Annotated in this window: 16 protein-coding genes; 10 read left to right on the top strand and 6 right to left on the bottom strand. The window is 49.5% G+C overall.

Features of this window, described 5'->3' with window-relative positions; all coding sequences use genetic code 11:
• Window positions 1–4: 4 nt before the first annotated feature.
• Genes Q2J34_RS06470 through Q2J34_RS06460 form a run of 3 tightly spaced genes read right to left on the bottom strand, consistent with a single transcriptional unit; the run spans window position 5 to window position 4,341 of the window.
• Window positions 5–1,243: a restriction endonuclease subunit S gene (locus Q2J34_RS06470; protein WP_298886845.1), complete on the bottom strand. Its 1,239-nt coding sequence runs from the start codon at window positions 1,241–1,243 to the stop codon at window positions 5–7.
• A gap of 7 nt (window positions 1,244–1,250) precedes the next feature.
• Window positions 1,251–4,142: a type I restriction-modification system subunit M gene (locus Q2J34_RS06465; protein ID WP_298886842.1), complete on the bottom strand. Its 2,892-nt coding sequence runs from the start codon at window positions 4,140–4,142 to the stop codon at window positions 1,251–1,253.
• Window positions 4,135–4,341, bottom strand: a complete 207-nt coding sequence (locus Q2J34_RS06460) for a helix-turn-helix transcriptional regulator (RefSeq protein ID WP_298886888.1) — start codon at window positions 4,339–4,341, stop codon at window positions 4,135–4,137. The genes Q2J34_RS06465 and Q2J34_RS06460 overlap by 8 nt, the downstream gene beginning before the upstream one ends.
• Before the next feature lie 688 nt (window positions 4,342–5,029).
• Between Q2J34_RS06460 and Q2J34_RS06455 the strand changes: the two genes are divergently transcribed.
• The 4 genes from Q2J34_RS06455 to Q2J34_RS06440 all read left to right on the top strand — a co-directional run bounded on the left by Q2J34_RS06455 (window position 5,030) and on the right by Q2J34_RS06440 (window position 7,065).
• A complete protein-coding gene (locus tag Q2J34_RS06455; RefSeq protein WP_298886839.1) occupies window positions 5,030–5,548 on the top strand; it encodes an HU family DNA-binding protein in 519 nt (172 codons plus the stop codon).
• 167 nt (window positions 5,549–5,715) lie between these two features.
• Window positions 5,716–6,183: an N-acetylmuramoyl-L-alanine amidase gene (locus Q2J34_RS06450; protein ID WP_298889669.1), complete on the top strand. Its 468-nt coding sequence runs from the start codon at window positions 5,716–5,718 to the stop codon at window positions 6,181–6,183.
• On the top strand, window positions 6,168–6,380 hold the full coding sequence (locus tag Q2J34_RS06445; protein ID WP_298889667.1) for a hypothetical protein: 213 nt from the start codon (window positions 6,168–6,170) through the stop codon (window positions 6,378–6,380). Before Q2J34_RS06450 ends, Q2J34_RS06445 begins: the two co-directional genes overlap by 16 nt.
• A gap of 67 nt (window positions 6,381–6,447) precedes the next feature.
• Window positions 6,448–7,065 (top strand): hypothetical protein, encoded by a 618-nt coding sequence (locus tag Q2J34_RS06440; protein ID WP_298889665.1) that lies wholly within the window; start codon window positions 6,448–6,450, stop codon window positions 7,063–7,065.
• Window positions 7,066–7,565: 500 nt separating this feature from the next.
• Here Q2J34_RS06440 and Q2J34_RS06435 read toward each other — a convergent pair whose 3' ends face one another.
• From Q2J34_RS06435 to Q2J34_RS06425, 3 genes are all read right to left on the bottom strand, one after another.
• A complete protein-coding gene (locus Q2J34_RS06435; protein ID WP_298889663.1) occupies window positions 7,566–7,832 on the bottom strand; it encodes a DUF4248 domain-containing protein in 267 nt (88 codons plus the stop codon).
• 490 nt (window positions 7,833–8,322) lie between these two features.
• On the bottom strand, window positions 8,323–9,480 hold the full coding sequence (locus Q2J34_RS06430) for an OmpA family protein (RefSeq protein ID WP_298889661.1): 1,158 nt from the start codon (window positions 9,478–9,480) through the stop codon (window positions 8,323–8,325).
• 50 nt (window positions 9,481–9,530) lie between these two features.
• On the bottom strand, window positions 9,531–10,694 hold the full coding sequence (locus tag Q2J34_RS06425) for an OmpA family protein (RefSeq protein ID WP_298889659.1): 1,164 nt from the start codon (window positions 10,692–10,694) through the stop codon (window positions 9,531–9,533).
• A gap of 376 nt (window positions 10,695–11,070) precedes the next feature.
• Between Q2J34_RS06425 and Q2J34_RS06420 the strand changes: the two genes are divergently transcribed.
• From Q2J34_RS06420 to Q2J34_RS06395, 6 genes are all read left to right on the top strand, one after another.
• The gene (locus Q2J34_RS06420; RefSeq protein WP_298887003.1) at window positions 11,071–11,880 is read left to right on the top strand and encodes a type III pantothenate kinase; all 810 of its coding nucleotides are present in this window, start codon (window positions 11,071–11,073) and stop codon (window positions 11,878–11,880) included.
• Window positions 11,881–11,939: 59 nt separating this feature from the next.
• The gene (bamG, locus tag Q2J34_RS06415; protein WP_298887000.1) at window positions 11,940–13,247 is read left to right on the top strand and encodes a BamG family beta-barrel-assembly machinery protein; all 1,308 of its coding nucleotides are present in this window, start codon (window positions 11,940–11,942) and stop codon (window positions 13,245–13,247) included.
• 22 nt (window positions 13,248–13,269) lie between these two features.
• The gene (locus tag Q2J34_RS06410) at window positions 13,270–14,640 is read left to right on the top strand and encodes a tetratricopeptide repeat protein (RefSeq protein ID WP_298886998.1); all 1,371 of its coding nucleotides are present in this window, start codon (window positions 13,270–13,272) and stop codon (window positions 14,638–14,640) included.
• A gap of 123 nt (window positions 14,641–14,763) precedes the next feature.
• The gene (gene lptC, locus Q2J34_RS06405) at window positions 14,764–15,372 is read left to right on the top strand and encodes an LPS export ABC transporter periplasmic protein LptC (protein ID WP_298886996.1); all 609 of its coding nucleotides are present in this window, start codon (window positions 14,764–14,766) and stop codon (window positions 15,370–15,372) included.
• 56 nt (window positions 15,373–15,428) lie between these two features.
• On the top strand, window positions 15,429–16,694 hold the full coding sequence (locus Q2J34_RS06400) for a hemolysin family protein (RefSeq protein ID WP_298886991.1): 1,266 nt from the start codon (window positions 15,429–15,431) through the stop codon (window positions 16,692–16,694).
• Between the two features lie 115 nt (window positions 16,695–16,809).
• A complete protein-coding gene (locus Q2J34_RS06395) occupies window positions 16,810–18,972 on the top strand; it encodes a peptidylprolyl isomerase (protein WP_298886988.1) in 2,163 nt (720 codons plus the stop codon).
• Window positions 18,973–19,206: the final 234 nt, after the last annotated feature.

Here is a 19,206-nt window from a genome sequence, read left to right as displayed (position 1 = left end):
AATTTCAAATATTTACTGTTTCGGGAATGCGGACTTTGCCTGTTAAGAGGTCATTGAGAAGACCTTGTCGCTCGGCACAGAGTTTTGCAAGGGAAGCCTTTTCTTTATATATTATATTATTGATATTTCTAATCCTCTCGCAAATGATTTTTTGTTCCAATTTATCTTTTGGATATACTATATAAGAGCTGCGGATTTGCCCCATAGTGAGGCTCGGATTAGCCGTTGTTGTTATCAATTTTTTAAAGTAAAATTGAACTTTCTCGGAACGTAATATATTCTCTAAGAAGTCTGATAGTATATCTTCACCCGCAACAATTTTGGCTATATTAGGAGCAAGATGAAACCTGTCGTTTTCTCGTACTTGGGCTATATCACCTATATATGCCCCAATATATGTAATTAAAATATCTCCTGCGTACAATTTAGATCTGGATAGTAAATTTGAAGTTTCGCGAGATATATATCTTACATCGTCAAGAACAATCTTCTCATGTTTAATATTAAGAGCTCTTAGTGCTACAATTTCACCGTGATCTTGATAATGAATATATTTTGTAAATTCATATCCTGCTAATTTAGTGACATAACATTTTTCACCTATGGAAGAACATTCCCACTCCTCAGGAATCATTCCAAGACGTGAAGGTTTGAAGCGATGAGTTTTCGGCGAGCGGATATTTCCGTCCTTGTCAATGCCATAGGTGAGCAGGTCGTGCATCATGCCTTGTTTGATGCGACGATATTTCTCAATCAGCGCCTCAGTCTTGGCTATCGCCTCGTCTAAACAAGTAAGCAATCGCACAATGCGTTGCTGCTCTGACCTATCTTTTGGGTATAATACAGAAAACGATTTAAAATCTTTCTTTTGAAGATTCTTTAATCCTGTACCCTGAAAATAGAGATAGTCTATATTTGAACAATGAGCATCGAGAAAAGCATAAAGGTAACCACCTTCAACAATCTGCTTTTTTGCTTTCAGAACATATGTATGGTTTGAATACGCAGCAGGTCCGTTATAAAACTTAACTTCCGCAATTCCTCCATCGGCAAGGTATAAATTCTCACCGTTCACGAGATTATCTGAGTGCCTGAGTACAACCTCTCCACTTGTAAAAAATGGATATTTCCCTTCACCAGTTGCATCACTGACATTGAGATTGCTCTTCTGCTGTTCAGTAACGAGCGCACCTATAGGCTGACTGTCCCAACCATGCGGAATATGTTTCTTTGTTTCGCTCATACCCATATCAATCTAAATAATGTAGTGCGGTAAGCGCATCGTTCAACGATTTCATAGCAGCATCACGCTCTTCAGCAATCTGACGGGCTGATACTGCGTATTTCTCAAACAGATGCTCGTAAGCTGCAATGAGCGCACGTTTCTCGGTATCAAGGTAGTGGTTCATTTCTGTGCTTACGAGGCTGAAATGCTTTTGTAGGATAAGCTCACAGCATTCTTCATCAGTCACTTGGCCACCCATCTGTTTGAAAAGCTGACGCACTTGGTCAATTCGACTGTCAATGGCTTCCAATGTGTCACGAAGTCCTTTGTCTTGCTTTTTCACTTCCTTGAGTGATCTCTTTACCACAGCAATGGTTGATAACAACTGTTTACCTTCGATAGTGGGTAGCTTCTTCTGAGCAGCTTTAGTACGTCTCTCCAATGAAGCAACCGACTTGTTTATTTGTTCAAGGCCGGTAATGTCGTCCAAGCGGTCGGCTATGGAAGCGATGCGTAAGCTGAGATCTAGATTAAGTTCGTCCAGCTGCTTTTGAGCAATCTCCTGCTTTTCGGTGATAGGAGCTATTTCCTCATCAATGCCGTAGCATTTCAGGCGGACGCAAGTATCCAACATTTCCTCCGCCGCCTGCAAATCCGACTTGGTTTGCTTGATCTCAGCTTCCTTGTCTGTGATTTCTTTCAGCTTATCGTTATACGGTTGCGCCTCAGTCTCGCCGATTTCTTCCGTAGCTATGGCTATCTGTTCTTTGGCCAGTTTGGGCGTAATCTTCGTTTCCTTGCCATCTTCACTTTCCTCAGGTTCATATTCGCAGAGTTCAAGAGCTTCCTCTACAAGCACTGAAAGGTCGCTTTCCAACCTTGCAATCTGTGCCTGCAACTCATCTATTCGTTGTTGCTCCGCTTGGAAGTATTTGTTGATAATGAGGTAGCAGAAATCGTCATTATTTACGAGGTCGATATCCCAACCACGTTGACGAATGGTCTTCAGGTCATACTTTATGCCATCCCACCAACGCACAAATATACCGCTCACTTGAAAGCGGTCGAGCACACCAAGGGGCGTCAGCCCATGGTCGATATCACCCAACAGACGGGCACGAATCGCAGGCAGATTGGCTTGTCGGTTGCTGGCAAGCGAAGCAAAGACTTTGCTACCCTGTTGCCACCAATCCTCTAAAGCTTTATTCATACGGCTCACCTTGCAAAGAACGCTGTCATCGTGCTCGACTATATCCTTAATCTCGTTCTTGTCTGTGATACAGAAATCGCTGTAGTTAGCATTCCGCTTTTTGAATATCTCCTTTGGAATGAACGAGAACTTATGTGCATGACGTGTGGCAATGTCTGCTATCTCCGAATCGGGTACGCCACCCACGAGATGCGCCTTCACGTCTTGTGCTTCCGGAGCGGGCGTGTTGTCCACGTACCGACGGATATTGAGAGAGAAGTCATTGCGTTCATCGGCTATCTCGCTCATAGGCACAAGGCGCGAATATCCGGGTATTTCCGTCTTTGAAAGGAAGGTAGTGGTGATTTTCTCTATGTCTTCAGGACGCAGTGTGTTCTGCTTCTTACCCTCCTTGTATTCAAGGTCGGCATTGATAAAGAACACTTTGTCTTTCAGTGCATCAGGCTTCTGCTTGTTGAAGACCATCACACAAGCTGGTATTCCTGTACCATAGAACAACTGGGGCGGAAGACCGATTACCCCTTCAAGTACATCGTGTTTCACTCCGGCCTCTGTGCCATCGGCATTCTTCCCAGTGAGCATCAATCGACGGATATCCTTCTCCTTGCCACCACGGAACAATACACCATGCGGCATGATAACGACTACCTTTCCGCCAGATGTACAAACAGATAGCATATGCTGTACAAACATAAGATCCGCCTTTTTACCACTTTCGGGTAGGAAACCGTAGGTGAACCGTTCAGGGTGTCGCATCTCTGCTCGGTTATAGTTTTGAGAAAACGGCGGATTTGCTATCAATCGATCGAACTTTATAAGTTGGCCATTGCTCACCAAAGCCGGCTCTGCAATGGTATCACAATACTCTATACGGTATTTGGTGATGTTGTGCAAAATGAGGTTCATGCGACTTAAAGCCACCACCGCAGGATCATTCTCTTGACCGAATAATTCTATATTGTCCGCGTTTTTACCCTGTTCTTCTAACCACTGGTGACATTGTATGAGCATACCGCCGGATCCCACAGTAGGGTCGCATATCTTCATGCCCTCTTTAAGTTCCAGCAACTGAACCAGTAGGCGTACCACCTGTCCAGGAGTATAGAATTGCCCACCTTTCTTACCAGCTTCATCTGCAAAGAACTTTAAAATATACTCATAAGCAGTTCCAAGCAAGTCAGGGAACTCAAAGTTCTCGTTAATCAAAGCAGGAAAATCGTTGAAACGCTTGATAATCTTCTCGAGATCGGCATTCTTTACCACTGGTTTGCCATCAACCTGACGGTTGAAGTTGATGCGCTCCTTGAAAATGCCGCTCAGCGTTTCCGGATTTTCATCCTCTATGGCCCATAAAGCCTTATTTAGATAAGCACCTATACTCTCTTTAAGGTGCTTAATTGGAGGCACTTCATGACCTTCTTCGTCAATCCAGCCCTCATTCCAACGGGCACGTTTAGGCACGAAGAAAGTGTCGCCATAGGTACCCTTGTCCTCTAAAAGCTGATTGATTGCCTCTTTGGGCAAATGCTCAAACTGGCGACGCACCTCTTCTCGTTTCTGATCGAACACATCGCTCATGCGCTTCAAGAAGAGCATACCCATGATATACTCCTTATAGTCGGCAGCATCCATCTTGCCGCGCAGGTCATCGGCCACACCCTTTAGTAGGCCTTCAAGTTGGCTGAGTTTTATCTTTTGCTTATTCAATGTCTTTAGACTCGTTTTCTACAATTAAGTCTTTAATACTAACCTTCAGATAATCGGCTATTTGAAAGAGCAACTCCAATGAAGGCTGCTGCCTGTTTGAGCAATAGGCATTAACCGTACTAAAGCTTTTTCCAAGATCTTCAGCGAGTTCCGTCTGTGAAACTCCTTTTTCCACCAGCACTACTTTGATTCGATTCAGTTTCTTCCATTTTTGAGCATTAGTGTCCTAAACGTTTTGCAGGGTAAAGAGAAAAGGCTAGGTTTGTAATTGAAACAAAGCACAGCTAGTGAAAGCTGTCACAAACCACCCTTTTCAATGGCAAATATAACACTATTCGCACAAGTAATCCGACTTATACCTCGAGAACGTACATCGCGCATTCCAATGTCAAGTGCAACACAGTTACAAATGTAGGAAAAACTTCATAGGGAGTTTTATAGCCTAGTTTCTTGCGAGGTCTGTTATTAAGAAGCTTTTGTACGCTTCAGACCTCACCCTCAGTGCCTTGCGCTTCATCCTTTTTGCAACAGTCTCAGATCGTTTGAGCGTGTGCTTCGCTCGATACATTATGGAGCGTTTGCGATCCTCTTAGGGCACGAGAGGTACGCTCGAGGACATTGACAGCAGGCACCCCTCAGTCGGTGTCGTACCTTTGCATTGTCTTCTCAGAGATACTATCGCACGCTCGTCATAGAGATCCTGCCAGTAGAGAAAAATCGTGCTCTACACAGCTCCTATCGATAGTGGTCACGACACAGAGTCGTATCTCGAAGCAATCGCCGGCATGCTCCACGACACCTATTATATATAGGAGATCTCTAGCGCAGCTACGACAGGCTCTGAGGATGGCAAACTAAATTTATCAACTCAAAAAAAATAATCTACTATGGCAATCAAGTATGCTATCCAGCAAATCAATCGAAAAGGTGCAACCCCAAACTCTCTAGAGACCAAGTACTACGCACAGGCTAAGTACGACGGCGTCACCTCACAAGCTGACATCGCTCAGATGGTCTCACAGATCTCTGCAATCTCTATGGGCGATGTGCTCAGCGTCATGAACACGGTCTCGATGCTGCTCTCTATGGAGCTGTCTAATGGTCGTATCGTGGATCTAGGCGATCTAGGTCGCTTTAGAGCAACCCTGCGCAGCAAGTCGTGTGACAAGCCCGAGGAGTTTAAGCGAGAGATGATCCACGGCAATAGAGTGATCTTCGTCCCTGGCGCACAGATCCGTCACAAGATGACCAATGCGAGCTACCGCAAGAGTGACCCCACTGATCCTACCGAGTCGGCCAATAAGCCGAGCAACCCCTCAAGTGAGGGCTCTAATCCTAGCAAGCCTACTCCAGGCAATGGGACGGGTGGTGGCTCTAACCAAGAGGAAGGGAATATCGGAATCTAGAAGTTAGACCCTAGAGGTTAGATTTTAGAGGTTAGAGGTTAGACCCTAGTGGCACTAGCATCACTAGAAACACTAGTGCTCCAATCTCTAACTTCTAACCTCTAACTTCTAACTTCTAACCTCTAACCTCTAATCTCTAACCTCTAATCTCTAAAACCCACTATACTATGAGACCAAACGACATCAAATATATCGTCATACACTGCAGTGCTACACGCAGCAATATGACTTACAGTGCCTGGCAGCTGGATCAAGACCACCGCGCCAGAGGCTTTGCCATGGCGGGATACCACTTTTACATCACACGTGCTGGTGTGATCGAATCGATGAGACCGCCCTCCATGCCTGGGGCGCATGCTATCGGCTACAACCAGTGTAGCCTAGGCGTATGCTACGAAGGGGGACTGAGACCCGACGGAACGCCCTGGGATACACGTACCCCGGAGCAGCGTGCCGCTATGCTTAAGCTACTCCAGACGCTGGTCGCTATACACCCTAACGCACGGATCGTAGGGCATAGGGACCTGAGTCCCGACCTAAACCACAACGGCGTCGTAGAGCCGCACGAGTGGTTGAAGGCGTGTCCTTGTTTTGATGCATTCAAAGAGTATCTATCCCTATGGCACAAACGATAAGACCCCAAGGACATAAGCAGCTATACCTAGCGGTACTCCTCTCAGTCTCTGGCATCGGACTCCTCGTGGCGGGCTTTGCGGTTCCTCCTCTGGGAGTCATCGATAGCTCGGTGCTGGTTGCCTATGGTGAGGTGATGACCTTCGCGGGGGCTCTCCTCGGACTAGACTATAAGTACAAGTACCATGCGAGGCAGTAAGAGACTATTGCAAAGGTCAACAGTCTCACAACCTTGCAAGCAAGATTGTCTAGACTTTGCAAAAGGGATGAAGCGCAAGGCTCTGAGGGTGAGGTCTGAAGCTCACATACATCCGTATGTGACCGAAGCCGAATCCCGAAAGCAACACCGCGATGCGCCTTTATGCAACAGTCTCAGTAAGACAACACTACTCGCACTCACACTCACCGCCAGTCTCCTAGTGAGCTGTGGTAGCAAGCGACACCGCTCCAGTGCGGAGTCGCTAGAGCAGTCACAGCACCATAGTGAGCTGGCAGTGCGTGATGCTACGCAGCGTAACCGGGACAGCTCTCTAGAGGAGTGGGAGCTACTTCTAGTAGACACGATCATACCACCGAGCGAGGTCGCGCGACTCACGGGCGACTCGCTGCTGGGGGCCAAGTGGCCTGAGCAGTCGGCCGTGCACTACCTGCGTGCTCGGCGACGTGTCGTCCAGGAGCGGGATAGCGTAGCGCAGCAGCGTACTACGCTAGAGCGTGTAGCTCAGCAGCAGAGCGAGCATCAACAGGAGGTCGTGACAAAGCAGCAATCCACCAGGTGTATCACCTACTGGATCATCTTCGGCTTGCTCCTGCTCATGGCAACCACTGCGCTCGTATGGCGCATAAGGGGGGCTGTTGCAAAAGTCACAAGTAACTCCGTGTAGGAAGGCACGGAGACTATTTCGTAGGGAGGGCGTCCGCTCTGAGGACAGCACGACGTATAACTCGAGACTGTTGCAAAAGTCAACAGTCTCACAACCTTGCGAGCAAGATTGTCTAGACTTTGCAGAAAGGATGAAGCGCAAGGCGCTGAGGGTGAGGTCTGAAGCTCACATACCTCCGTATGTGACCGAAGCCGAATCCCGAGAGCAACACAGCGATGCGCCTTTATGCAGCAATCTCAACTCATAGTCATATTAAAACGTCGTAAGCTGTCTCGATAACGGACGCCCTCCTAGTAGCTAGTAGTCATTCGCCCAGATGGGCGGGTGGCTCGTCTCATTGGGCTGCTTGACTTACGAATCGGGGTCTTGTTTGTGGCGTTTTGATCGGAACATTTGTGGCGTTTCAGTCGGAACATTTGAGGCGTTTCGATCGAAGATTTTGTGGAGCGTTGTGATCGGAGCCACTACGCTCACAGGGAGCATAGCAGCTCCGCACAGGATCATTCCTCCGCAAAGATATAGTGCTGCGGCAAACCTAAGTAGCGCACGATCAGGTGCACCATGGCGGGGGTGTAGATACGACAGCCTTGCTTGTATCCTATCTGCGTGAGCTTGTCGAGTAGCTCACTGTCACCTCGTATCAAGCGGGTAAGATGGCGTGTAGCACTAGCGGGTAAGACATCGGGGAAGTAACGGATGGCGAGCTCCTGCACGCCATAAGAGCGTACCAAAAAGAGGTACGACTCATCTTGTGGACTCTGTGACATAGTCGATTAAGTAGATAAATAAAGTGAGTATAACAATTTTGCCGACGGAAGCGCGTACCTATTTTTCGACGCCTCTGCCGTCACCACAAAGGTACCCAAAATGGAGAGATCGGGGAAGCATCTAGCTAATCCTTTTTTTGAGACTATTGCATAAAGGCGACTCTCTGTGTTGGTTTCGGGATTCGGCTTTGGTCACATACGAAGGTGTGCTCCCTTCAGACTTCACCCTCAGTGCCTTGCGCTTCATCCTTTCTGCAAAGTCAGGACAGTCTTGCGAGCAAGAATGTGAGGCTGTTGACTTTTGTAGCAGTCCTTTTTCGCTAGTCTTCTCAACTCCAGAAGTCTTATGTCAGTCATAAAAAAGAGAGGCAGCAACCAAGTCGGTCACCACCTCTCTTTATATTCAGATGCTTGTACCTCTACATCTCAAGCCTCATCTAGAAAAGGATTTAGCCATGACGATGTGAGAAGTAGTTATCGTTGCAGTCGCTTACTTGATGTCGATGATAGCAACGCGGTTCCACTCGTTTGTAGCAAATGGCTGTACAGTGTCGCCCTTGAAGTCAATGACGATATTGTCTGCACTGACACCATAGTTGTTTATGAGAGCGTTCTTGACAGCCTCTGCACGACGCTGAGAGAGAGTCATGTTGATGTTGGCATTACCAGTCTGCTCATCAGCATAGCCGACGATGTAGATCTTGCCACCATTTGCCTTAGCAGACTCAGCAGAGTTGTATACGTTGATCATCTGGTTCTTGTCGATCTTAGCACTGCCGATACGGAAGGCTACAACATTCTCGATAACAGGCTTGGTAGCAGGAGCAGCCTCTGGGCACTCAGGGCAAGAAACAGGACGCTTGCTGAGCTCAGCATTCTGAGCACGTAGCGAGCTGATCTGACCGTTGAGGTCATTGACGAGGTCATAGTCCATCGGAGTGATAGGCTGGAAGGCTACACGACCGAGCTTGAAGGTGAGACCTGCAGAGACCAGAGCCATAACATCAGCGGGCTGATGGATGGTGCGGGTACCCTGATAGTTGTTCTTAGAGACCATCATCTGCCCCTCGAGGTTGAGGTCGACGCGCTTGCCTAGACGGAACTTGAGAGCGAGACCACCATTGAGGAGACCGCTGTAGTCATTCTCCGTACCGAGCTTGTCACCGCTCTTATCGTTTGCAGAGTAGAACTTCATGTGACCACCTAGACCTACGAAGGGGATGAGGTGGAAGACGCGATTCTCTCTGTATGGAGCGAAGTAGTTGACTAGGTCAAACATAAACTCTAGTGAAGCAGCACCGAAGACGTTCTGATAGCGAACGAGCTCGTTAGCGGGCTTCTCAAAGCTATATACATTCCATGCGTAGCCGCGTAGGCGGGTAGCAAAGTATGGGGAGTGCCAACGGCCAAACGAAAGGCTGGCGATGGGTGAGATGCGGTCTACAAACTCAGCGTCCTTATTAGCCTTGTTGCCAAAAGGTAGCATAGCAGCACCTCCGTGCAGCTCGATGAACCAATGAGCAGCAGGGTCTTGCTCAAACTCCGTCTTGTATGCGGGGCGGTTGTCGACCTCCTGAGCCTCCTGAGCCTGAGCTACGAAAGCTGTCAGTGCGACAACGAGTGATAGCATAAATACTTTTGCTTTCATATTTCTAGTGTGTTTAATTCGTAGATTGATGATTTGAGTGAGCTATAGACTTACTTAGAGCGGATGATGACAACACGGTTCCAAGCCTTTGTGTCAAATAGCTTGTCTGTAGCACCCTCCCACTGAGTAGTGATCATATCAGCTGATACGCCGAAGTCGTTGATGAGGGCATTTGTGACAGCCTTAGCACGACGCTCTGAGAGGCCTAGGTTGTAGTTGGCATCGCCAGTTGTATCGGTGTAGCCGATGACTAGGATAGGCGTATTGTGTGCCTTGACATACTCGCTAACGTTGTAGAGCGTGATCATCTGGTTCTTGTCGATGCGTGAGCTATCGAACTTGAAGAGGATCGTCTTGTCAGACATAACCTCTGTCGTAGTAGTCTGTGCCGTTAACTCAGGGCACTCAGGGCAAGATACAGGACGCTTGCTGAGCTCAGCATTCTGAGCACGTAGTGAGCTGATCTGACCGTTGAGGTCGTTGATTAGGTCATAGTCCATAGGAACAACCTCTGTCCACTCAACACCACCCATGCGGAAGTTAAGACCTGCTGTGAGGGCTCCGTAGAGACCGTTGTAGGCATTAGGATTCCATGCGTCGATCTTAGGACAGTTGCTGTAGTCAAAGTTGAAGTTGTTGTAGATAGCCTTACCCTCGATAACGAGATCAGCGCGACGTCCTAGACGGAACTGAAGCTGTAGACCAGCGTCGATAGCTGCTGTGTGGTGGAGGTCCTCAAAGGCCTTGTTGAACTTCATGTTGTAACCCACACCTGCAAATGGGATGATGTGGAAGACACGCTTAGCGTTGTAACGGCTGAAGTGGTTGATGATGTCAAACATGAAGTCGTAGTGAGCACCTACGAAGCTTGTCTCGTAGTTCTTCACATCGTTGCCTACCTTATAGTAGGTGTGAGCCTGTGCACCAACTAGATTGAGGCGCGTAGCAAAAGAGGGGGTGTGATACTTGCCCAAAGAGAGCGAGTAAGACATCTGGAGGCGATCCATAAAGGGCTTCTCCTCATTGCCACAAAGGAACTGAGCTCCTACACCACCTTGTAGTGTTAGGAACCAATGATCTGATGCTGCACCGCGCTCAAAGGTTGTCTTGTAGACAGGCTTTGTGCCAGCTTGAGGTGCTACAGTCTCCTGAGCACTCAGCGTTAGAGTCGTTACTCCCAACAAGAGGGAGATCAGAAAGAGCTTTACTTTCATAATTATACTTTGTCTTGTTATTGGTTTGTTTTCTGATTAGTTTAGTGTGTCTTAGCGTACTCTTCGCCCTCGAAGATCCGTACCCTTAGGCACGTAATACACTGCAAAAGTAGTATTATTTATCGACTTAACCAAATAGCGAGCTAGATAAGCGACCTTTTCACCTACTAAGTTGGCGATTGGCCGTTGGCGATTGGCTGTTAGCGATTGGCTGTTGGCGATTGGCTGTTGGCTGTTGGCTGTTAGCTGTTGGCCAGAGATACTAGTGCTACTAGTGCTACTAGTGCCACTAGAAGTCCTAGTGCTACTAGTGCCACTAGAAAACTAGACTCTAATCTCTAACTACTAATCTCTAATCTCCAAAAGCTGTACCTTTGTGAGCCAAGCAGTAGCAGATGAACACATGTCTCCCACATACCTTCTCATAGATCAGGGCAATAGTCGCCTCAAGATAGCATTAGCCACCGACGCACAGCTCTACCCGACACGACTTTACCCCGAGCCTCCCACGAGTGATCAGATACTAGAGCTGATATGTAGCTACCAGTTACCAGCAGAGCCCCTCCACGCTATCTACAGCTCTGTAGGAAAGAGAGAGGCACCTTGGCTTGACTCTGTCAAAAGCATCTGCCAACGCTTCGTCACCCTCGACGCAGAGACACCGCTACCACTAGCTGAGATACGGTACGACAGGCAGAGCCTAGGCGTAGACCGCATAGCCAGTGTAGTCGGTGTAGCACGACTCACCTCAGCTCCCGCTCTAATCATCGACATAGGCACCGCTATCACCTACGACCTACTCCTACCCGAGAGACGCTATATGGGTGGCAACATCTCACCGGGTCCTGAGCTACGACTACAAGCACTACACGACTACACGGCTCGCCTACCTCGTGTACCTTGGTCGGGGCTCCAGACGAATCTAGACCTATGGCAGCAAGAGCTAGGCGAACAGACCGATCAAGCTATATGGCTCGGTGTGGCACGAAGCATCGTACACGAGATAGACTCCTATGTAGAAACTCTACACCAGCACTACCCTAGTCTGGAGGTATGGATCACGGGAGGATACGCTGAGGATTTTGTCAAGTGGCTAAAATATCCGACCTTTGTAGAGACAAACTTAGTGGAACGAGGACTGCGTGATATACTACAGTATCAAGTAGCACGTTCTTGTGACAGTTAGTTATCCGTGACCTGCGATGGTCACAGATGCCACACTCTCTATATATAATGACCGCATATATGTCTCGACACATAGCACGCACCACTACCATACTGGCACTCCTAGCGACCACCCTCTTGATGCCCGTCGCTCTCTCCGCTCAGAGTAATACCACTGAGTCTCCCTACAGTCGCTTTGGCTTAGGTAGACTAGACAAGCAGACGCCCCACGCCCTCAGAGGTATGGGCGGACTGACTACTGCTATACGGGACAATATGATCATCAACCCAGCCAACCCAGCTTCTTACACGGCGGTTGACTCGATGACCTTCCTCTTTGACTTCGGGCTCTCAATGGGGATGAATATGCTCACAGAGGCTGGTAAGCGGGATACTCGTATGGTAGGCAACTTTGACTACGCTACGGCTCTGATACCGCTTGGCAAGCACTTTGCGGCCAGTGCTGGGCTCGTCCCCTACTCGACTGTCGGCTATCGCTACGGCACGAAGGTGCCCGTACCTGGAGTCCAGGATCACTACGCTGCGCATGCCTACAAGGGTCAGGGCAACCTTCAGGAGGTCTATCTAGGCTTTGCCTGGAAAGTCCTCCCCTACTGGTCGCTCGGTGTCAACGCCTCCTACCTCTTTGGCAATTTACAGCACGAGCGTCGCATCACATACGATATTAAGGAGAGTCTCAACCCGACCTTCCTCGACAACCTCCGCATCCGCTCTGTGGGTGTACGTATAGGTACTCAGGGGATTATACCGCTCTCTGCTGAGGGACATCAGATCAACATCGGTCTGACCTACGAGCCTAAACTACCCATGTGGAGCCGACAGCTCTCTCTCCAGACGGAGGCTATAACAGGAAAAGGGGCTCAGGTCATCCATGCCGACACGATCTCTAGCAAGTCGCTCTTTGCTCGTCCACACGTGGCCAGCGCTGGTATAGCATATCAAATAGAGAGTAAACTTATCGCCGGGGCGGATGTCAAATATAGCAGATGGGGCGAAGCTCTAGCCCACAACCAATCACTGGACTACCAGGGGGTAGACCAGTGGCAAGTGGCTCTAGGCATGTCGTGGGTACCTGACGATCGCTCCTCACACTACGGCCAGCGTATAGCTTATCGCGCTGGTCTGCAAGGTGAGAATGCGTACTTACGTATCCCCAACAGCCTAGGGGGCTACAACTCCTACTACCAGATAGGAGCTAATCTGGGACTCGGACTACCACTCGTGGACAAGAGATCACACGTAGACGTAACCCTCGGATACTCCTACCTACGCCCCTCCAGTCGTACAGGACTTGCGGAGCACTATCTGACGCTGGGTGTAGCACTACGCTTTAACGAGGCGTGGTTCAAGCCCATCAAACTTGACTAAAAACCTTTTGTACATACCGATAATGATGAAACTGAAGAATCTATTAACCCCTATACTAGTCCTCCTAGCAACCTCACTAACGCTCGGGGCTCAGACTGGTGTGGAGACGGGTACTCCTTTTGGCTCTGGGGATGACAGCATTCAGTGCCGACAGAACATTAGCCTCTTCACCTCTTATGTCAAGGGTAACAACTTTAAGGAAGCCTACCCATTTTGGCTTGAGGCTCTAGAAAAGTGCCCTGGATCGACAAAGAACATCTACCTCTACGGAGTGCAGATCATGAACTGGAAGATCCAGACCGCCCAAGATGACGCTGCTCGTCAAGATGCTATCGAGAAGCTCCTCAAGCTATACGACATGCGTATCAAGTACTTTGGTGACGATCCTAAGTATGGCAAGGACTACATAACCACTGCTAAGATCAACGACTACCTACGCCTCTACGGTGATAAGGCTAGCTACGACAAGATCTACGACTGGGCCAAGCCTGTCGTAGAAGAGATGGGCGAGGAGACCGAGAGCCAGCTGGTATACTTCTTTGTCTTCGCCTCTATGAATAAAGCTATCGGCAATCCTGCTTGGCACGAGCATTATGTCGATGACTACATGACGGGTAATGGTATCCTACAGAACGATGTCGATGCGCTCACAGAAGCCGGTGATACCGTCAAGCTACAAAACATACAGGCTCTCAAGGGGCAGCTCGATGAGCTATTCGCCACAAGCGGGCTAGCTGATTGCAACATGCTCATAAAGATCTATGGTGAAGGCCTAGAGAAGAACAAGGACAACGTCAAGTATCTCCAGGCGATGCTCGATATGTTTCGCTACGCCAAGTGTGAGAACAGTCCTCTGTACGCTACCGCTAGTCGCTATCTATACAACATCAAGCCGACAGCAGCCTCTGCTATGGGTCTAGCCTCCGACTGTATCAACAAGGGGCAAATGAGTCAAGCTAAGCAATACCTCAACGACGCCGTCTCGCTCACCTCAGACAAGCGTCTCCAGGCTACAGCTTACTACACGCTCGGTGTCATCGATATGAAGGCACATAGCTATGCCTCTGCACGACAGTACTGCAACAAGGCTATGGCTGCTAATCCCTCTTTTGGCGCACCGCTTATCTTGATCGCACAGATGTACGCAGCCTCTGCCAAAAGCATCTTCCCAGATGATCCCGTCAAGCAGCGTCTCGTATATGGACTTGCTATCGACAAGCTACAGAGAGCTCGTAGCATAGATAGTAGCGTCTCTGGTGAGGCTGGTAGACTGATCAGCCAATACTCAGGCTATCTACCCTCTCAGCAAGATATCTTCTTCCATCCAGACCTCAACTCGGGAGACTCCTTCTACGTAGGAGGCTGGATCGGAGAGTCTACACGCATTCGCTAAGAGTGCATCTGACAGACTTTATGGATCTACCTAAGTAGACTTCATGTATACAAACGGGTCAGCCAGCTAGTGAGACGCTACGCGTTCGCTCAGCTGGCTGACCTGCTAGCTTTTTATTCGCAGATGACCAAACACCAGACACAGAGCCGACAGATGCTCTTACTATGCTTCAGCTTATTTGCTGTGGCTCTGCTCGCTGTGACTAGTTGTCAGCGCAAGGACCCACCACCACTCTCTGACGTAGGGCTAGACCCTGAGACCGCCTACTCGATGTACACCCGAGATGTGCGAGCACTCGTTGCCGACTCAGGTATCACACAGTACAGGCTACTCACTCCTGAGTGGTATGTGTACAACAAAAACGACAAAACAGGCAGAGAGGCTCACTGGTATTTCCCTCATGGGCTCTACACGGAGCAGTTTGACGAGCAGGACAGTACGACCGTCTTCGTAGAGGCTGACTCCGCTTTTTACTGGACAGATCGTAAGCTGTGGGAGCTGCATGGGGAGGTCAACGTACGCAACCGTGCTGGCTCACGCTTTTACTCCCACCTCCTCTACTGGGATCAGGAGGAGAAGCGCATCTACACCCCAGATAGTGTATGGATAGAGACTCCAGAGCGGAGCATCAAGGGGTGCAACTTCGAGAGCGATGAGCAGTTCACTCGTTACACCTTCCACGGGAGCAGTGGTCAGATGCTCGTGAAGGACGATCCTGAGATGAGTGAGTAGCGAGTCGTGATCCCTAGATTTCTACTATCTTTGCAAACGTATGAAGCATCTACTACATGGCTGACACGATTTGGCTACTGACCTACATAGTCCTACTGTTACTCCTCTCAGGGTTCTTCTCAGGGACTGAGATAGCCTACCTCTCGGCAGATCGCCTGCGTCTCAAGCTCGACTCTAAGCGAGGGGGCATCATCGGGCGTACACTCTCGATGCTCTACCGTCGTCCCGACCGCTTTATCACCACCCTACTCGTAGGTAACAACATCGTACTGGTCATCTACGGTATGGTCATGACGAGACTCTTTGCACCTATACTGGCTCCTATCAGTAGCAATGCAGTCTTTCAGATCACGGTCAATTCGCTTATTTCCACCTTTATCATCGTTATCTTCGGGGAGTATCTGCCTAAGGCGCGTAATCGTATGAATCCCAACCAGCAGATGTATCGTAAAGCACTGCCATCGGGGTTCTTTCACATACTCCTCTACCCGATCACGCTCTTCTCCACAGGGCTCTCGAAGCTCTTTATGTTGCTACTGCCCAAAGATGCTATGCCAACCACTGAAGAGCACCCCAAGCTCACCACGCTAGACCTAGACAACTACCTCAATATGAGTCAAAGTGGAGAGGGATCAAGCGATCTCGACACCGAGGTTAAGATCATTCAAAACGCCATCGACTTCTCCACCACACAGGTGCGAGACTGCATGATCCCCCGCAACGAGATTGTCTCTTGTGAGATCGGCACAGACGCAGAGACGCTCACCTCTCTCTTTATCTCTACTGGACTGACCAAGATCATCGTTTATAGAGAAAACATTGACAACGTCCTCGGCTACATTCACTCAGCCGAGATGTTCAAAGGACCTGACTGGCAGGCGCGTGTACGCACGGCCGTCTTCGTCCCAGAGAGTATGAATGGACAGAAGCTCATGGGCATCCTCATGCAGCGCAAGAAGTCTATCGCGATCGTCATCGACGAGCTGGGAGGCACCTCTGGACTGATCACCCTCGAGGATCTAGTTGAGGAGATCTTTGGCGACATCGAGGACGAGCATGACCAAAACAAAATCGTCTCTAAGCACAACGCCGATGGCTCCTACACCTTCAGCGGGCGACTAGAGATAGATGATGCCAACGAGCAGTGGCAGCTAGCACTCCCCACAAGCGACGAGTATATCACTATCGCTGGGCTCATCATCAACCACCTCGAGCGCATTCCAGTGCCAGGTGAGCAGATTGTGATCGGCAAGCTGCACTTTGACATTATCAAGTCGACAGACACGCGTATAGAACTTGTGAAGATGTGGAAAGACCTCTGATAACTGAATTTTAACTACCTTTGCGACCTAGATAGCTTTCGCACCCTCCTCTTACCTAACGGAGGATAGCTGAAAGCCCGATTCATAGAGAAGAAAAAACAGATAGTACTATATAATGGCTACGCTACAGAAAATCAGAAATCGTGCCGGCCTGCTCATCATCGTAGTAGGTGTGGCACTCTTAGCATTTATCATCGGTGATGGTCTACGATCAGGCTCGTCACTGCTTCAGGACAACAAGATGGTCGCTCTCAAGATTGACGGCAAGAAGGTCAAGTACGATGAGTACCAGCAGCTGCTCACCCAGCGCACAGAGCCATACGAGCGTCAGCGCCAAGGCAAGCTGACGGATCAGGATCGTGTGCAGATCAGCAACCAGCTAGCACAGGAGCTCATAGCCGACTACGTCCTAGAGCAGGAGGCTAAGACCCTCGGACTACGTGTCACCCCAGCAGAGGTCTCTGCACTCATCTTTGGCGAGGGACTACCCACGTCACAGTGGGCAGCACAGTTCTTCTCACAGTTTGGAGTAGATATGGGCGATCCTGAGCAGATCCGTAGCGTCATGAGCGAGCTCGATATGAATAAGATCAAGAGTCTCCCAGCAGAGCAGCAAAGCATGATGATCTCTGTACGCAATCAGTGGCTAGAGACAGAGAAGCAGATTCGCACGCAGAGACTCTCTGAGAAGGTCAACGCACTGCTCACCCGTAGCTACGCCATCAACTCACTCGATGAGAAGTACACCACAGGTTTAGGCACACGCACCGTTGCTGTCGTACGTACGCCGAGCACCATACTGCCCAATGATCAGGTCACAGTAACAGACCAGCAAGTCAAGGCTTACTACGATAGCCACAAGCAGCTATACGCATTCCCATTTGAGCAGGCTAAGGTCAACTACTACAGCATCCTAGTACGTCCTAGCGAGGCTGACTATGCCGCTGCCAAGGCTGAGGTAGACTCCGCTCGCGTACAGCTTCTAGCTACCACGACACCCGCTAAGGTGGTACGCAACTACGACAATGGCAACGCTTACGAGACCTACTTCACAGACAAGGAGCTTGAGCAGTACCTCTCTACCATACCCAATGCCATGACTATGCTTCGCGAGGGTGCGATAGGTAGTGTCAATGAGCCTGTCATCGTCAACGACAGCTACACACTCATCAAGCTCATCGACCGCAAGCAGGCTCCTGAAGAGGTTAAGGTCAATCTGATCCCGCTCGACTCAGCCAACGCTCCAAAGGCTGATAGCCTCATAGCAGCCATCCAGAGCGGATCTGCTACGCTGGCTCAGATCGTAGCCACCTACTCGATGGATGAGCAGGTCAAGGCAAATGGCGGTTATCTCATCAATCAGGATAACTATACAGGTATGCCCGACAGCACCTTTACCGAGGCAGAGCTCTTCGGTATGGGGCTAGACACACTAACCAAGACAGCTGTCAACCAGTTTGTCAAGATGGAGAGACCAGGAGCTACGCTACTCGTTCGTAAGACAGCCCCCACAGCGTCTGTCAATCATTACAAGATCGCACAGCTCACAGTACCCATCAACTTCTCCGAGGAGACCTTCCGCACAGCACAAGCTAAGATCAACGAGATCTTTACGAGCGACAAGAAGTTTGACCAGATGATGGATGATGCCCAGAAAGCAGGTCTATCCGTCGTCCGTGGCGAGTATATCAACAGCTCCTCAGCTGCTCTCGCATCGATCCCCAACTCTCGTGAGATCATCAGCTGGGCACTACGCTCTAAGGCCGGCACAGTATCAGACAAGCTCTTCCGCTGTGGCGAAAACGACTACCTAGTCGTAGCTCAAGTTGAGACTAAGTACCCCGCAGGCTTCCAGCCCTTCGAGCAGGTAGCAGATCAAGTACGAGACTACGTCTTGATGGAGCAGCGCGGCGACAAGCTCGCCTCCAATCTGGCAAGCAAAAAGCTAAATAGCCTCGACAGCTATGCTACTGAGATGCAGTCTAGCGTAGACACGCTCTACAACATCAGCTACGTCACATCACCCAATACCCCATCAGCACTCGTGGGTAAGGCTATGACCACAGCTATCGGTAAGCTCTCAGCGCCATTCCGTGCTGGCACGGAGGTTGTCGTGCTCCAGCCTATCTCGGAGAACGTAGACGCCTCCGTCACGAAGCCCTCTCCTGCAGCTACAGCTCAGAAGCGTCGCTCCTACGGACAGCAGATGGCATACAGAGCTATGCAAGAGCTCGTCAAGCAGACACCTATCGAGGATACACGTTACCGCTTCTGGTAAGACTTGCGATAGCTAAGCGCTTCTTAGAGACGCTTCCATAATATATAGTAGACGCACACCTGTAGACAAGCGGGTGTGCGTCTTCTCATATCACTTCAGCGGTAAGACTTATTTGAGACTGTTGCATAAAGGCGAGTCGCTGTGTTGCTTTCGGAATTCGGCTTCGGTCACATACAGAGGCATGCTCCCTTCAGACCTCACCCTCAGCGTCTTGCGCTTCATTCTTTCTGCAAA

It is taken from the genome of Porphyromonas vaginalis, from assembly GCF_958301595.1.
GTDB classification, from domain to species: domain Bacteria; phylum Bacteroidota; class Bacteroidia; order Bacteroidales; family Porphyromonadaceae; genus Porphyromonas; species Porphyromonas vaginalis.
This window is presented reverse-complemented; position numbering and strand designations above follow the sequence as displayed.

Excerpts from the sequence above, each read along its gene's own strand:
- Q2J34_RS06445 (WP_298889667.1), top strand. The coding sequence starts at position 6,168 with ATGGCACAAACGATAAGACCCCAAGGACATAAGCAGCTATACCTAGCG.
- bamG (WP_298887000.1), top strand. The coding sequence starts at position 11,940 with ATGTCTCGACACATAGCACGCACCACTACCATACTGGCACTCCTAGCG.
- Q2J34_RS06410 (WP_298886998.1), top strand. The coding sequence starts at position 13,270 with ATGATGAAACTGAAGAATCTATTAACCCCTATACTAGTCCTCCTAGCA.
- Q2J34_RS06425 (WP_298889659.1), bottom strand. The coding sequence starts at position 10,694 with ATGAAAGTAAAGCTCTTTCTGATCTCCCTCTTGTTGGGAGTAACGACT.
- lptC (WP_298886996.1), top strand. The coding sequence starts at position 14,764 with ATGACCAAACACCAGACACAGAGCCGACAGATGCTCTTACTATGCTTC.
- Q2J34_RS06435 (WP_298889663.1), bottom strand. The coding sequence starts at position 7,832 with ATGTCACAGAGTCCACAAGATGAGTCGTACCTCTTTTTGGTACGCTCT.
- Q2J34_RS06395 (WP_298886988.1), top strand. The coding sequence starts at position 16,810 with ATGGCTACGCTACAGAAAATCAGAAATCGTGCCGGCCTGCTCATCATC.
- Q2J34_RS06450 (WP_298889669.1), top strand. The coding sequence starts at position 5,716 with ATGAGACCAAACGACATCAAATATATCGTCATACACTGCAGTGCTACA.
- Q2J34_RS06430 (WP_298889661.1), bottom strand. The coding sequence starts at position 9,480 with ATGAAAGCAAAAGTATTTATGCTATCACTCGTTGTCGCACTGACAGCT.
- Q2J34_RS06440 (WP_298889665.1), top strand. The coding sequence starts at position 6,448 with ATGAAGCGCAAGGCTCTGAGGGTGAGGTCTGAAGCTCACATACATCCG.
- Q2J34_RS06455 (WP_298886839.1), top strand. The coding sequence starts at position 5,030 with ATGGCAATCAAGTATGCTATCCAGCAAATCAATCGAAAAGGTGCAACC.
- Q2J34_RS06470 (WP_298886845.1), bottom strand. The coding sequence starts at position 1,243 with ATGAGCGAAACAAAGAAACATATTCCGCATGGTTGGGACAGTCAGCCT.
- Q2J34_RS06400 (WP_298886991.1), top strand. The coding sequence starts at position 15,429 with ATGGCTGACACGATTTGGCTACTGACCTACATAGTCCTACTGTTACTC.